Annotated in this window: 12 protein-coding genes and 1 tRNA gene; 5 read left to right on the top strand and 8 right to left on the bottom strand. The window is 68.5% G+C overall.

Going from position 1 to position 13,243, the window contains the following annotated elements; all coding sequences use genetic code 11:
* Positions 1-51: 51 nt before the first annotated feature.
* Positions 52-876: a CHAD domain-containing protein gene (locus FB473_RS04160; protein WP_167165080.1), complete on the bottom strand. Its 825-nt coding sequence runs from the start codon at positions 874-876 to the stop codon at positions 52-54.
* Positions 877-1,247: 371 nt separating this feature from the next.
* Positions 1,248-2,006: an ABC transporter permease gene (locus tag FB473_RS04155; protein ID WP_341770023.1), complete on the bottom strand. Its 759-nt coding sequence runs from the start codon at positions 2,004-2,006 to the stop codon at positions 1,248-1,250.
* A gap of 70 nt (positions 2,007-2,076) precedes the next feature.
* Between FB473_RS04155 and dnaG the strand changes: the two genes are divergently transcribed.
* The 4 genes from dnaG to FB473_RS04135 all read left to right on the top strand — a co-directional run bounded on the left by dnaG (position 2,077) and on the right by FB473_RS04135 (position 5,606).
* Positions 2,077-3,945, top strand: coding sequence for a DNA primase (gene dnaG, locus FB473_RS04150; RefSeq protein WP_167165076.1), 1,869 nt, complete (start codon positions 2,077-2,079; stop codon positions 3,943-3,945).
* A 127-nt stretch (positions 3,946-4,072) separates the two neighbouring features.
* Positions 4,073-4,885, top strand: a complete 813-nt coding sequence (locus tag FB473_RS04145) for a sigma-70 family RNA polymerase sigma factor (protein WP_167165074.1) — start codon at positions 4,073-4,075, stop codon at positions 4,883-4,885.
* 72 nt (positions 4,886-4,957) lie between these two features.
* Positions 4,958-5,461 (top strand): hypothetical protein, encoded by a 504-nt coding sequence (locus FB473_RS04140; RefSeq protein WP_167165072.1) that lies wholly within the window; start codon positions 4,958-4,960, stop codon positions 5,459-5,461.
* Between the two features lie 72 nt (positions 5,462-5,533).
* Positions 5,534-5,606, top strand: a tRNA-Asn gene (locus FB473_RS04135).
* Positions 5,607-5,821: 215 nt separating this feature from the next.
* Here the strand turns inward: FB473_RS04135 and FB473_RS04130 are convergent.
* Positions 5,822-6,889 carry an HD domain-containing protein gene (locus FB473_RS04130; protein ID WP_167169026.1) on the bottom strand — a complete coding sequence of 356 codons (1,068 nt, stop codon included), beginning with the start codon at positions 6,887-6,889 and terminating at the stop codon, positions 5,822-5,824.
* A 143-nt stretch (positions 6,890-7,032) separates the two neighbouring features.
* On the opposite strand from FB473_RS04130, the gene FB473_RS04125 reads away from it, so the two are divergent.
* The gene (locus FB473_RS04125; RefSeq protein WP_167165070.1) at positions 7,033-7,812 is read left to right on the top strand and encodes a GntR family transcriptional regulator; all 780 of its coding nucleotides are present in this window, start codon (positions 7,033-7,035) and stop codon (positions 7,810-7,812) included.
* On the opposite strand, the gene FB473_RS04120 is transcribed toward FB473_RS04125, so the two are convergent.
* From FB473_RS04120 to FB473_RS04100, 5 genes are all read right to left on the bottom strand, one after another.
* On the bottom strand, positions 7,717-8,604 hold the full coding sequence (locus FB473_RS04120; RefSeq protein WP_167165068.1) for an HAD-IA family hydrolase: 888 nt from the start codon (positions 8,602-8,604) through the stop codon (positions 7,717-7,719). The two genes, FB473_RS04125 and FB473_RS04120, sit on opposite strands and share 96 nt — an antisense overlap.
* On the bottom strand, positions 8,601-9,494 hold the full coding sequence (locus tag FB473_RS04115) for a class II fructose-bisphosphate aldolase (protein ID WP_167165066.1): 894 nt from the start codon (positions 9,492-9,494) through the stop codon (positions 8,601-8,603). The genes FB473_RS04120 and FB473_RS04115 overlap by 4 nt, the downstream gene beginning before the upstream one ends.
* Positions 9,495-9,574: 80 nt before the next feature.
* Positions 9,575-10,753, bottom strand: a complete 1,179-nt coding sequence (gene dusB / locus FB473_RS04110) for a tRNA dihydrouridine synthase DusB (RefSeq protein WP_167165064.1) — start codon at positions 10,751-10,753, stop codon at positions 9,575-9,577.
* 58 nt (positions 10,754-10,811) lie between these two features.
* Positions 10,812-11,825 carry an SDR family oxidoreductase gene (locus FB473_RS04105; RefSeq protein ID WP_167165062.1) on the bottom strand — a complete coding sequence of 338 codons (1,014 nt, stop codon included), beginning with the start codon at positions 11,823-11,825 and terminating at the stop codon, positions 10,812-10,814.
* A 41-nt stretch (positions 11,826-11,866) separates the two neighbouring features.
* Positions 11,867-13,231, bottom strand: coding sequence for an MFS transporter (locus FB473_RS04100; RefSeq protein WP_208390425.1), 1,365 nt, complete (start codon positions 13,229-13,231; stop codon positions 11,867-11,869).
* Positions 13,232-13,243 lie beyond the last annotated feature (12 nt).

The following is a 13,243-nucleotide window of genomic DNA, read 5'->3' as shown; positions in this document are numbered from 1 at the left end:
ATCGTAGTGCGCGCACCACGCCGCAGGGGCGTCCGCGCGAAGGCATTCCTGTCACCGCAGGGATGCGGGCAGCGCCTGCTCCACGGCGTCAGCGAGCTGACGCTCCGCCTCCTGCGAACGGCGGCGTTGTTCGGCGATAGCGGTTACGGCCAGATCGTCAGAACGGCCCGCGAGGACGAGCTCCACGACGACGGAGTCCTGAACGATCCCGAGTACATCGGCAACATGGGCATAGCGTTCAGCCTTGCCATCCGCGGCATGCTTGGCCGACGCCACGGCCTCTGCCGCGTAGCGGGCCGCCTTTGCCCTGCGACGAAGCCGGTGCTCCCACTCTCTCCGGTCCTCCTCGTGAGCAGGGATTTCTCGCCAGACCAGCCCCACGCGCCGCTCGGCCCACCGGACGCGCCGCAATATCTGCCGACGTGAAGGGTCTCGACCGCCACGGCGCAGGGCACGCCGCCACGGCTTGAAAGTCAGTTCCTCCACAAGGTCATCGAGTTGGTCGACGCGGTCGGTGGCCAGCATGGCGTCGGCCTTTCCGGCCAGGCGTTCCCGCTCGGCGGCCAAGTCGTCCAGGAGTGGTTGCGCACCGGGATGACCGGACAGGAGTTCGGCCATGTGTTCGTGGACGACCTCCGCGTCCCTGGCACGCCCGAGCACGGCGTTGTACCAGTCGAGTTCGAGCAGAAGCCGCTCGGCGAGCCGGGGACGCAGCAGCGGCCTGAAGATGCGCACCGTGGCCTTCAACCGACGTCCGGCCGCACGCAGATCGTGGATCGATTCCGGCTCGCGGGCCCGGACAGCAGGAACGAGCCTACGCATGAGGTCGAACTGCTCGGCCCAGTAGCGCTGCACACTGCGCGCCGCCCGTGACATCTTTTCATGCTATTCCGGGCTTCGCGTTTCGGTGCCCGAGCCGACGAACCGGTGGCTTTTCGACCTGCCCGGGAAGCCGCGCGGGTCGTCCCTCGCTCGTCCTCGCCGCGGACAGGACCCTAGACGCGTGCGTCTTCGAGCCGTGCGTGCTCGGCGAGCGGCGCGGCCGAGCGATGCACCATGCCCGCCAGGCACCCGCGTTGTCCATCAACGGGCACGGTCGCAACAGATTCTCGTCGAACGGCTGGGTTCCCGTCGTCATGAGCTCAGGCGAATACCGGCGCGGAGCGATCCCTTCGACCGACCGCACCAATGAGCTCAGGTCGCACGCGCGTGTGGAGGCCGTGCGCGGCGGCGTCGAGCGGGTGCGCTCAGGGGCGCAGTCGCTCGCGAAGATCGGGCGGAAGCAGCCGTGCCAGGCAGATGAGATGGTCGGCGACGACCACGGTGATCGCCTGACCGGTCATGATGCCGAGAAGGACGAGCAGTTGTGAGGCGCCCGCCTGGATCGCGGTGCCACCGCCCAGCAGCACACCGATGAAGGCTCCCGGCAGGGTGACGAGCCCGACCGTCCTGGTCGAGTCGAGATTGGGGATCAGGGCATCGGCGGCCACAGGCTCGACGACCATCCAGATCGCCCGGCGCCGGGGCAGCCCGAGCGCAAGAACGGCGTCGTAGATTCCGATGTTGTCCCTCAGCGCGGCGAAGACCCTGCGTCCGGCCAACGTATGGGCCGTCATGGTGTTGCCGACGATGATGCTGCCGATGGGGATCAGCGAGTACCCGTTGAGAGGCGTGGTGCCGGTCAGGTAGACGATCGCGAGCACGGGCAGGACGCCACTGGCCATGGCGAGCGCCGTCCATGGCCACACGGCGCGGGTGCCCACGCGTCCGGCGGTCGTGAACACCCCGATGGTGAACATGGCCATGACGAACAGCACCGAACTCCACAGCTGCTGGATGGCGGCGATGATGATGGTGGAAACGACCGCCAGCTGCAGAGTGGCCCGCACGGCGGCGAGGACGACCTGCCGGCTCATCCGCAGGCGCCCCAGGTACGTCGCCAGCGCTGCTGCCCCGGTCAGGAGCACCAGGGCGACGGCGAGACGCCACGTGGGATCGATCTGCACGTCCCCACCTTCGCATGGGCGGTGGCGAGTGGGAAATCCGACTCGGCGGGAGCGGCCTAAACTGTCACCCATGGCCGCGCGAATCAACGAGGACGACATCGCGCTCGTCCGCGAGCGCGCCCGCATCGAGGACGTCGTCGGCAGCTATGTGCAGTTGCGCAACGCGGGTGGCGGATCCCTCAAGGGGCTGTGCCCGTTCCACGACGAGAAGACCCCCAGCTTCCAGGTGACGCCGGCACGCGGTTTCTACTACTGCTTCGGCTGCGGCGAGGGCGGGGACGTCATCACCTTCATCGAGAAGATGGAGAATCTCGGCTTCGCCGAGGCCGTCCAGGTGTTGGCGGACCGGGTCGGCGTCCAGTTGCGATTCATCTCGGATGGCCAACCCGCCCCGCAACCGGGGTTGAGGCAGCGGATCCTCGCGGCGAACGAGGCGGCATCAGAGTTCTTCCAGGCACAGATCACCACGTCCGAGGCGATCATCTTCCGGCAGTTCGTCGACGGCCGTGGCTTCGACAGGCAGGCCGCCGAGCACTTCGGCATGGGGTATGCGCCGAAGGACGGCAGGGCACTGCATCGGCGCCTCAACAAGGCGGGTTTCCACGACGACGAGCTCGTGAAGGCCGGGCTGATCAGGGAGAACGGCTGGGACTACTTCCAGGGACGCGTCGTCTGGCCGATCCGCGACTCCGCGCGGTCGGTGCTGGGCTTCGGCGCGCGGCGCGTCCACGAGGACGACCGGTTGCCCGCCAAGTACATCAACACCCCCGAGACCCCGGTGTACAAGAAGTCGCATGTGCTCTACGGGCTCGACCTGGCCCGGCAGCCGATCGGCAAGAAGTCACAGGCCGTCGTCGTCGAGGGTTATACCGATGTGATGGCCTGTCACCTGTCGGGCATCGACACCGCGGTCGCGTCGTGCGGCACGGCGTTCGGCATCGATCATGCGCGCACCCTGCAGCGGCTGATGGGCAACAACGACGCGTTCAACGGTGAGGTCGTCTTCACCTTCGACGGCGACCAGGCGGGGCAGAACGCCGCCCTAAAGGTTTTCTCTCTCGATCGGACGTTCGTCGCCCAGACCTACGTGGCCGTCGAGCCGAACGGGCTCGACCCCTGTGACCTCCGGCTGCAGTCGGGAGAGCCCGCGGTGCGGGAACTGGTCGGCCGGCGCGTCCCGTTGTACCGGTTCGTGATGAGCAACGTCGTCAAGCAGTACGACCTCGATCGGGCGGACGGCAGGCTGGCCGCGGTGCGGGCTGCGGCACCGTTGCTGGCAAGTGTCCGCGACGGCTCGCTGGTGCGCGGATACCTGCATGACCTGGCCCAGCTGGTGGGTATGGACGTCGAAGAGGTGCGGCAGGTGGTCGCCCAGCAGACTCGACACCCGGTGCCCTCGGCGCGAGAGGAGCGCCGTCGGCCCGCGCGTCCGGTGCCCGAGCAGGGGCCGGTGTTGGAGGGGCTGTCCCTGCCCTGGCCGGACGCCGGGGATCGGAACATCTCCGTAGAGCGGGACACGCTCAAGCTGATGCTGCAACACCCGACGCTGTTCGACACCGAATGGAACGGGGTGAGTCCCGACGACTTCTCGCATCCGGCCTACCGGGCGGCGTTCGAGGCGATCCTGGCCACGCCGTTCCAGCCCGATCGGTGGACCGAGTTGTTGCAGCAGCGGACTGCGGACGTGGTCGTCCGCCAGCTCCAGGTGGCGTTGCTCGTCGAGCCGATCGTGCGGGAGCCGGACGAGGCGTACGCCTCCGGATACACGGCCAGGCTTCAACTGCTCACCACCATCCGGAGACTCGCCGAGCTGAAGTCGCGGCTTCAGCGCATCAACCCGGTGGAGCATCCGTCGGCGCACAAGCAGGCGTTCAGCGAGTTCATCGCGCTCGAGTCCCGGCGGCGGACGCTCGAGCAGGCCAGTCTCGGCGTCGACTGAATCCGGCATCGGCAACCGGAGGCACCGACGAAGTCGGGCACGGCCGTCGTCCACAGCAGTCGGTGTTGTCCGTTTTCGGGCTGTGCACAGGTGCGATCAGGCCTCGTGCGGCCGAAAGGCTGTGCCCATGGGAATCGCCGAGGAACAGAGCCTGCTCACCGTCGAGGACGAGACGAGGCTCGCCAGGGTGATCGAGGCGGGAGTGCTCGCTGAGCACGCCATGGACGAGGGCCATCACCCGTCCGGGGCGATGCGCGCGGAACTCGGGCAATTGGTGGTCGAGGGAAGACGCGCCCACGACGAGTTCTTCACGGCGAACCTGCCGCTCGTCCGGGCGTTGGTGCATCGCTGGGCCGGGCGCACCAACCTGCCCTGGGACGATCTGTTCCAAGAGGGCTGTTTGGCGCTGGCAGAGGCCGTCATGCGGTGGGACAACGCTCGAGGCACACGCTTCTCCACCCTGGCGTGGGGGATGATCAATCGCGCGCTGGCCGCGTCGGCGCTCGTGCGCTGCGGCGAACTCGACTCGAGTCATCATCGCGCCCGGCTGTCCTTCGAGATCCGGCGTACCTGGGCGTCCATGGAAGCCGAGCTGGGAAGGATCGTCAGTGCCTCGGAGGTGGCCGGCCGAATGGGGCGTGGGATGTCTCTCGTGCACACGGTCGCGAGCGAGGCACGGACGATCCCTCTGACGCATGAGCTCGCGGAACAACTCGCCGAGTCGCATCCCGACCGTCCATCGGCTGAATCGTCACCACCCTGGTGGATGGACCGGCTACCACGAGACGAGCGCGTCGTCCTGTGTGGTCGCTTCGGGCTCGGTGAACCGGCCGTTTCGCGAGCCGCCCTGGCCGAGCGGCTGGGGATCAGTCGTTCGACGGTGACACGCATCGAGCGCAGGGGGTTGAATCACGCGCGGCACCTGCTGATTCCGGACTGATGCGGCTGACCGTGAGTCTGCGGAGGCCGGAGCGCTCGGGCCTGCGGCCGGGCCGGGTGGAACAATGGGGACATGGCTCACCGGAACCCCAACAGGCTCGACGCGGCAGAGACAACCGAGTTGCGGGAGGCGCTGGGCAGGCGCCCGGACGTACTCGTGGCGGCTCACGGCCCCGAGGCGACGGCAGCGGTTCTGCACGACGTGTTCGCCGTGAGGCGTCCCGGCGGCTGGAACCTGGTGGCGTGGGTCGACATTCGCACCGGAAGCTGGGACTACGAGTCCAGGCGATTGCGGTGGGAACTCGTCGACGGAACCAAGGACGATGTCGTGCTGACCGAGCCCGGTCAGATGCCCGTCACCTTCGCCGAACGGGTGCAGGCCTCGATCGCGGTGCAACGTCAGGTGCAACTGCCCGATGGCCTGGGTTCAGTGACGTTGGTGGGACGACGCCAGCCCGGCAGTAGCGACCCGATCTCGTGGCAGGCCCAGGGACTCGGGCGAACCGACTTGGGGAATCCCGCGATCGCCAAGCACGTCGTCGGGCTGATCGGCGAACTGCGACGTGAGTTTGACTAGCCATAATCCATCGATTGGGGTCTTCGCGTATGATCTGCTAACGTTGCTTCTCGCGTCGACAGACGTGAGCAATCCCTGGTAGCTCAATTGGCAGAGCATCTGACTGTTAATCAGAGGGTTACTGGTTCGAGTCCAGTCCGGGGAGCCTATTTGACTAGGTGAAACGTGGCAGGGCCCAAAGATCCCGGGCTGCAGACGGGCAATTTGGTTCGCTAGCGACCAGATGCCGGTATCGTCAACCAGCACCCATACCGCGCCCCGCACGGAAGACCCTCGATCTCGCGCGTGAGCACTTCTGTGGCATTTGGGCCGGGAATCTCGCGTCGTCTTTCCATGGCCCGTGCATCCCATACCCCCCGCTCAGGCCCCGTGACCGATCCCTCTCGGCAGGCGGTCCGGCGCCCACCCCAGCAGCACCTCGGCTCGGTCGAAGGCGAACCTGTCGGTCATCCCCGCCACATAGGTCACGGCCTGACGCACGAGGTCGTCGCCGGCCCGGAAGTCGTCCGGCAGTGCGTCGGGATGCTCGATGTAGTAGCCGACGAGGTCGCGCAGCACGTCGATCACGGCAAGCGACTGCGCCAGCGACTCAGGGCGGGTGTAGATCCGCTCATAGTTGAATCGCCGCAGCTCCGCCAGTGCCCCGGCGCTCTCCTCGTCCATGCCCACCCGGCCGGTCTGGCACACCGCGGCGCTGACGGCATGGATGAGGGCGCGGAGCTGGTCGCGCCTGGTCGTCCCGAGCCGCTCGCGGACGACGGCCGGGAGATCTCCGGTGTGGACGATGCCAGCGTGCACCGCGTCCTCGAGATCGTGGGCACAGTAGGCGATGCGATCGGCCCAGCTGACGAGTTCCCCCTCGACGGTCGACGGCGCCGGTCGCGACCACGAGTGGTTGCGGACGCCGTCCAGGGTCTCCCGGCACAGGTTGAGCTCGGCCAGGGCGACGTCGGCACCCCAGGGGCCGTGGTCGAAGCCCTCGGGCAGGAAAGCGTCGAACGCCTCCTCAGACGCATGTCCGCCCGGTCCGTGCCCGCAGTCGTGCCCCAGGGCGATAGCCTCGGCGAGCGACACGTTGGCGCCCACGGCCCTGGCCAGGGATGTCGCGACCTGCGCGACCTCGAGCGCGTGTGTCAGGCGGGTTCGCTGGTGGTCGGTCGGATAGACGACGACCTGAGTCTTGCCCGCCAGCCTCCGGAACGCCGCCGAATGGACGATGCGGTCGCGATCGCGCTCGAAGCAGGTCCGTTCGTCGTCCGGTTCCTCAGGGCGCATCCGGTCACCGGCGCCGACCGCGAGGGTAGCTCCGGGACGCAGGTACGCGGCCTCGCGAGCCTCCCGCTCCGCCCTGCCGATCGACGGGCCGGCTGCGACACCGGCATACGAATCACCATGGGCCGCCACGAATTCCCCGCCGTGCCCTCGCATCGTCGCAGCCCAGTTCACCGCACGGGGATTGGGTCGCAGGTCGTCCGCGCTCACGAATCCAGCCTGCCACACCGCTCGGTCCGTCCACCCCGACCGCGGCCCCGGTACAGTGGACGATCAAGGGAAGAAAGGGTTACGACTCGATGACCGCGGCATTCGAAGGCCTCGACAGGCGCGGACCCGTGCCGCTCTACGCCCAGCTCGACGACATCTTGCGCCGTCACATCGACAGCGGTGAGTGGGCCACCGGGATGATGGTTCCCTCCGAGAACGCGATCGCCCGCGACTACGGCATCAGCCGGATGACAGCACGCGGAGTGCTCAACGGCCTCGCGGACGAGGGCCTGCTCGTCCGCGTCCCCGGCAAAGGAACCTATGTCGCGGCACCCAAGATCGAGACCTCGTCGCCCGCCTTCCACGGCATCCGTGCCCAGTTGGAGGCGCAGGGATTCGAGACGACCACACAGCTGGTGCGGGCGCAGGTCGTCCCGGCGGGCCGGCGGGTCGCGCGTCACCTGGGCGTGGACGCAGGCACTCAGGTGACGCTGATCGAGCGCGTCCGCAGCGCGGACGGCAATCCGATCAGCCTGCACCGCTCGTGGGTGCCGGTCGCCCTGGCTCCCGACCTGATCGACAGGGACGTCGTCGGCGAGCAGTTGTGTACCATCCTCGCGCGCGATTACGGCCTGGAGGCCGCCCGTGTCAGCCAGCAGCTCGAGAGCGTGCAGGTGGACGACGCCGATGCCCCGCTTCTCGGTCTGCCCGCCGGGCGCCCCGCCCTGCAGCTGGAGGACACCAGTTCTGCGGAGCGGGGGCCCTACGAGTTCTCACGCATCACGTTCCGCGGCGACCGGATCCGGCTGGGGTTCACGTTCGACATCGCCAGCGGGAGCGTGAGCCACGACGTCACTACCCACATGTGACGTCCGCCCGCCGCGCAGCGGCCTCCGTCCGCCCGTGAGTAGGGCCAGGTCGGCGGCACGGACGTAGCGTCCCAGACGCACACCCGCCTGGTTGGCGATGACCGTCATGGGCGCGTCCGGCTCCCCGAGGTCGCTCACGACCACGGCCGCGCCCGACATGTCCTCGTCGATCGTGTAGCTGGAGACGGTGACGAGCGTCGGTATCCCGGCGGCCTGCGCCGCCTGCAGCCCCTGACGGCTGTCCTCGACAGCCACGGCCTCGCCGGGGCCGACCCCGAGCCCTTCCAGGGCCAGCAGGTAGATGTCGGGAGCCGGTTTCTTGGCGCTCACCTGGTCGCCGCAGAAGAGTTCGAACCCGCTCGCCGAGCCCGGGCCGAACACCATGTCGAGCACCGCCCGCACCGCCGCCGGCTGCGATGTGGACGCCACGGCCACCTGCCAGCCCAGTTCGCGGGCCTCTGCCACGAGACGACGGACCCCGGGTCGCGGTGGGACGCGGCCCGAGGCGATGAGCCGCCTGTAGTGCGTTGTCTTGCGCCGATGCCAGTCGGCCAGCAGTTCGCGCTGTGCCCCGGGATCGCTCGGCAGATGATGCCTCGCGACGAACTCGGGGGTCAGCAGTGTGGCCATGCGTTCCTTGCCGCCACCGATCCGCAGGAGCCTGCCGTACTCCTCCACACCCCAGACGACATCCAGCCCGAGCTCGGCGAACGTCGCGTTGAAAGCGGGCAGGTGTGCGTCGCGCTCGGTGTCGGCGAGCGTCCCGTCGCAGTCGAGGATCAGTGCGCTCATGCGTGGGCCAGGGTTTCCGCTCGCGCCAGCAGATCCATCGCCTGCCCTGCCGACCCGAACACCGGCGGCAACTGGGCGATGGACGCCGCGACGGCCTCGGTGACCGCGTCGAGATAGGCCGGCGGGTCCCAGTGGTCGTCCACCTCGGCCTGGCGAAGGTGGACGAGCCCGGCCTGCAGGTAGGCGCGTTTGCACTGGGTGGAGATGTTGATCTTCGACACCCCCGCGCGGACGAAGCGCCGGAACTCGTCGTCCGACAGCCCAGTGCCACCATGCAGGACGACGGGCCGCCCGCTCGCCCGGCGCACCTCGGCGGCGCGTCCGAACAACAGCACGGGCGCCGCGGTGTACAGGCCGTGAGCGGTCCCGAGCTGCGGGGCCAGTAGATCGGTCCCGGTCCGGGCGGCGATGTCGGCCAACTGGCTGACGCTGTAGGCGTGGACGGCCTCGTCCGAGCCCACCCCGTCCTCGACGCCCACGATGTTCTCGATCTCGGACTCGACCGCCACCCCGGCCGCATGTGCCTGGCGGACGACCTCCGAGGTCTCCGAGACCGCGGCCTCGAGTTCGCGGTCGGACGCGTCGAACAGCAGGGACGACCAGCCCGCCTCCACCACCTCGTCGATGACGCGGCGGTCGGGGCAGTGGTCGAGATGCAGGGCCACCGGCACCGGCGAGGACCCCGCGATCGCGTCGAACAGGTCGGTGACAAGGCGCACGCCCAGCGATCGAGCGGTCTTCGTGGAGATCTGCACGATCAGCGGGGACGAGCAACGCTCGGCCGCCAGGACCGCACCCCGCATGCTGAACTCGTCGAAGACGTTCACGGCCGGAACCGCGTAGCCGCGGCGCTCGGCATGTTCCACCATGGTCAGTGTCGAGATTCTCATCAGGCCTCCTAGACTTGTATATACAAGTCTAGGACAGAGAGGGTTCTTTGTCACGCCCGGTGAGAGAAAACAGCCCCGGATCAACCGCCGGAGACGTCCGACTCGGCCGCTGACAGGTCGAGCCCGAGGCCACAGCGGTCGTCCAGCCAGCCTTGCGGCATTGCCACCCTGCCGCGCGGACTTCCTTGACGACCGCGCGGTCGTCCGAGTTCCTCGACAGGGAAGGCCAGATCGGGACCGAGGTCCGCGAGCAGAGCGTCCAGCTCGGCCAAGCTCGACACCATGCCGAGCGCATGCCGCAAGTCCCCGCCCAACGGGAAGCCCTTGAAGTACCAGGCCATGTGCTTGCGCAGGTCCTTCATGCCGTGCCGCTCGCCCCAGACATCGGCCAACAACTCGGCGTGACGGCGAACCATCGCACAGATCTCCCCCAGCCGGGGCAGTGTCGTCACCTGCTCCCCCGCCATCGCGGCAGCGATGTCGCGGAACAGCCACGGTCGTCCGAGACAGCCCCGCCCGACCTCGACACCCGCGCACCCTGTCTGCTCGACCATCCGCACCGCGTCCGCGGCTTCCCAGATATCGCCGTTGCCGAGCACCGGGATGTCGACGGCCGACACCAGACGCGCGATCGCGTCCCAGTGCGCGTGCCCCGAGTACGCCTCCTCGACCGTGCGCGCGTGCAAGCAGATCGCGGCAGCGCCACAGTCCTCGGCCAGCCGCCCCATGTCGAGATAAGTGAGGTGGTCGGCGTCGATGCCCAGTCGGGTCTTCACGGTCACCGGCACACCCCACCGGTCGGCGGTGCGCACGGTGCTCGTGATGATCTCGCGAACGAGATCGAGCTTCCAGGGCAGCACGCCTCCCCCGCCCTTGCGCGTGACCTTCGGCACCGGGCATCCGAAGTTCAGGTCGATGTGATCGACACCGAACCCGTCGCACAGGATGTCGACCGCCACTTCGAGCGACACGGGGTCGACGCCATAGGTCTGGACGCTGCGTACGGTCTCGGCGGGTGGGAAGACGAGCATGTCGGCCGTCTTCGGATCGCCGACGACCAGCCCGCGCGCAGTGATCATCTCGCACACGTACAGCCCGGCACCCTGCTCACGACACAACTGCCGGTAGGCCGCGTTCGTGACCCCGGCCATCGGGGCCAGGACGACCGGCGTGTCGACGACCACCGCGTCCGGGTTCGACGGCGACCCGAGCCGCAAGGCAGGCCGCAGCCGGGTGGGCCTATCGGTGGTCGTCGTCATCTGCTCAAGCGTAGACGAACACGTGAAACACCCCTCCGGGTGCGCCGGGGTCGCGCACTCACAACGACGTGCGCGCCTCGATCAGCCGCTGGAATCCGGCGTCCAGCCCAGGGTCGGCGGTCGCCTGATCGGTGTGCGCGAGGTACCACTCCACGGTCTCACGGGCCCCGGCGTCCCACGACGTGGTGCAGACGAAGTCGGGGACGAGCGCCTTGATCCGCGAGTTGTCGAACATCAGGGAGTTCGCCTTGTCGCCCACCAGACCCGGGCCGAGGTCGGGGATCACATCGGCGATCATGTCGGATGCCACATGGACGATCCGCGGCTCCCGGCTGGCGATCGCACCCAGACTGTAGGCGGCCTCGTACAGCGAGCCGGCGATCTGGTCCCAGGTGTGCACCTCGTCGGTGGTGATGTGGAACGCCTCGCCGATCGCCTCGCGCCGGCCGAACAGGCCGACGAATCCCTTGGCGAAGTCGCGGGAGTGCGTGAGCGTCCACAGCGACGTGCCGTCCCCATGGATGACGATGGGCCGTCCCTCGATGATCCGTTGCATCGCGGTCCAGCCGCCCGGGAGCGGGCAACTCGTCCCGTCGTAGGTGTGGCTCGGGCGCACGATCGTCACCGGGAACCCTTCGTCGCGCCATGCGGCCTGCAGCACCGATTCCGCGGCGATCTTGTCGCGGGAGTACTGCCAGTAGGGATTGCCCAGGGACGACGCCTCGGTGATCGGCCACGTCGTGGGTGGCTTGTGGTAGGCGGACGCCGAGGAGATGTAGATGTACTGGCCGACGCGTCCACGGAAGAGCTCGATGTCGGCCGCCACCTCGTCCGCGTTGAACCCGAGGAACTCGCAGACCACGTCGAAGGTGCGCCCCTGGAGCGCCTCCTGGGCCGCGTCGAGGTCACGCACATCGGCGACGACGACCTCCACGCCGTCGGGAGGCGGAACCCGCAGATGGGTTCGCCCGCGGTTCAGCAGGGTCACCGCCCATCCCCGCTCGACCGCGAGGCGGACGCAGGCCGTGCTGATCCGCCCAGTACCTCCGATGAACAGGACACGTGGCTTCATGTCTCCATCCTGTCACCGAGCCCGGAACGACGAGTGGGCGGCTACTCCACCATGTTCTGGTTCCGCCGCTCCGGGAGAGCCAGCGCGCTGCCCGCCGCGATCACGAACGACACGGCGAACACCCCGAACACCAGCGGATTCCCGCCACCGGTCAGCAGCAGCGGGACGAGAAGTGGCGCGATGACGCCGGCCACTCGTCCGGCGGCGGCGGCTGCTCCCGTCCCGGCCCCGCGCATCGACGTCGGGTAGATCTCGGGGCCGATCGCGTACAGCGCACCCCAGGCGCCGAGGTTGAAGAAGCTGAGGGCGCATCCGGCGACGATGATGCCCGCCGGGGTGCTCTGCAGGCCGTAGAAGGCCGCAGCGATGCCGGACGCCAGCAGGAACACGGCGAGCGTGGCCCGTCGTCCCCACTTCTCGATCACCCAGCCCGCGACCAGGTACCCGGGCAACTGCGCGAAGGTGATGATCAAGGTGAACTCGAACGACCGGACGAGCGAGTGCCCGGAGCGGAACAGCAAGGTCGGCAGCCACGTGAAGGCTCCGTAGTAGCTGAGGTTGACGAAGAACCACACCGCCCACAGTGCGATCGTCCGCACGCGGAACTCGGGTGAGAACACCGACGCCGGCTTGTCGTCGGCCTCCACGCTCGCCGGGGTCTGCTCGACCGCGATGTCGAAGTCGACCTGCGGTTCGACACCGGAGCGGCGTTCGAACTCCCGCACCGACCGTTCCGCCTCCGCGAGCCGCTTCTTCGACTCCAGGAACCGGACCGACTCGGGCAGGCCGTGCCGCACCACCAGTGCATACAGCGTCGGGACGACGCCCACGAGCAGCGCCCACCGCCATCCGGGCCATCCAGCCGGGGAGTGCGGGACGAGGAAGTAGCCGAGCAGCGCCGCCATGATCCACCCGATCGCCCAGAAGCTCTCGAGCCACACGACCATGCGTCCCCGGATCCTCTGCGGCGCGAACTCGCTCACCAGGGTGGAGGCCACCGGCAACTCCGCGCCCAGGCCCAGCCCGACGACGAACCGCAGGACGATGAGCATCGCGACGCCGGTCGACAGCGCCGCCGCGCCGGTGGCCACTCCGTAGACGAGCAGGGTGAGCGCGAAGACGTTCCGGCGCCCCAGCCGGTCGGCGAGCAGCCCGCCGACCGACGCACCGATCATCATGCCGACGAAACCGATCGATCCGATCCAGCTCAGCTGGGTGTTGCCGAGGTTCCACTCGCTGGCCAGGGCCGTCATCACATAGCTGATGAGGCCGACGTCCATGGCGTCGAGCGCCCACCCGATCCCCGAGCCGACGAGCAGCTTGGTGTGCTCGCGGCCGAACGGCAGGCGGTTGAGGCGCTCGGCCCGGGTCGGCAGTGCGGCGCGAGTGGCAGGAGTCTGGGTCATGGCTTCTCCGTT

Source organism: Brooklawnia cerclae, assembly GCF_011758645.1.
Classification (GTDB): Bacteria; Actinomycetota; Actinomycetes; order Propionibacteriales; family Propionibacteriaceae; genus Brooklawnia; species Brooklawnia cerclae.
This window is presented reverse-complemented; position numbering and strand designations above follow the sequence as displayed.

What these genes read in the sequence shown, in the direction of transcription:
- FB473_RS04160 (WP_167165080.1), bottom strand. Translation starts at nt 876, where the DNA reads ATGTCACGGGCGGCGCGCAGTGTGCAGCGCTACTGGGCCGAGCAGTTC.
- dnaG (WP_167165076.1), top strand. Translation starts at nt 2,077, where the DNA reads ATGGCCGCGCGAATCAACGAGGACGACATCGCGCTCGTCCGCGAGCGC.
- FB473_RS04145 (WP_167165074.1), top strand. Translation starts at nt 4,073, where the DNA reads ATGGGAATCGCCGAGGAACAGAGCCTGCTCACCGTCGAGGACGAGACG.
- FB473_RS04140 (WP_167165072.1), top strand. Translation starts at nt 4,958, where the DNA reads ATGGCTCACCGGAACCCCAACAGGCTCGACGCGGCAGAGACAACCGAG.
- FB473_RS04130 (WP_167169026.1), bottom strand. Translation starts at nt 6,889, where the DNA reads ATGCGAGGGCACGGCGGGGAATTCGTGGCGGCCCATGGTGATTCGTAT.
- FB473_RS04125 (WP_167165070.1), top strand. Translation starts at nt 7,033, where the DNA reads ATGACCGCGGCATTCGAAGGCCTCGACAGGCGCGGACCCGTGCCGCTC.
- FB473_RS04120 (WP_167165068.1), bottom strand. Translation starts at nt 8,604, where the DNA reads ATGAGCGCACTGATCCTCGACTGCGACGGGACGCTCGCCGACACCGAG.
- FB473_RS04115 (WP_167165066.1), bottom strand. Translation starts at nt 9,494, where the DNA reads ATGAGAATCTCGACACTGACCATGGTGGAACATGCCGAGCGCCGCGGC.
- dusB (WP_167165064.1), bottom strand. Translation starts at nt 10,753, where the DNA reads ATGACGACGACCACCGATAGGCCCACCCGGCTGCGGCCTGCCTTGCGG.
- FB473_RS04105 (WP_167165062.1), bottom strand. Translation starts at nt 11,825, where the DNA reads ATGAAGCCACGTGTCCTGTTCATCGGAGGTACTGGGCGGATCAGCACG.
- FB473_RS04100 (WP_208390425.1), bottom strand. Translation starts at nt 13,231, where the DNA reads ATGACCCAGACTCCTGCCACTCGCGCCGCACTGCCGACCCGGGCCGAG.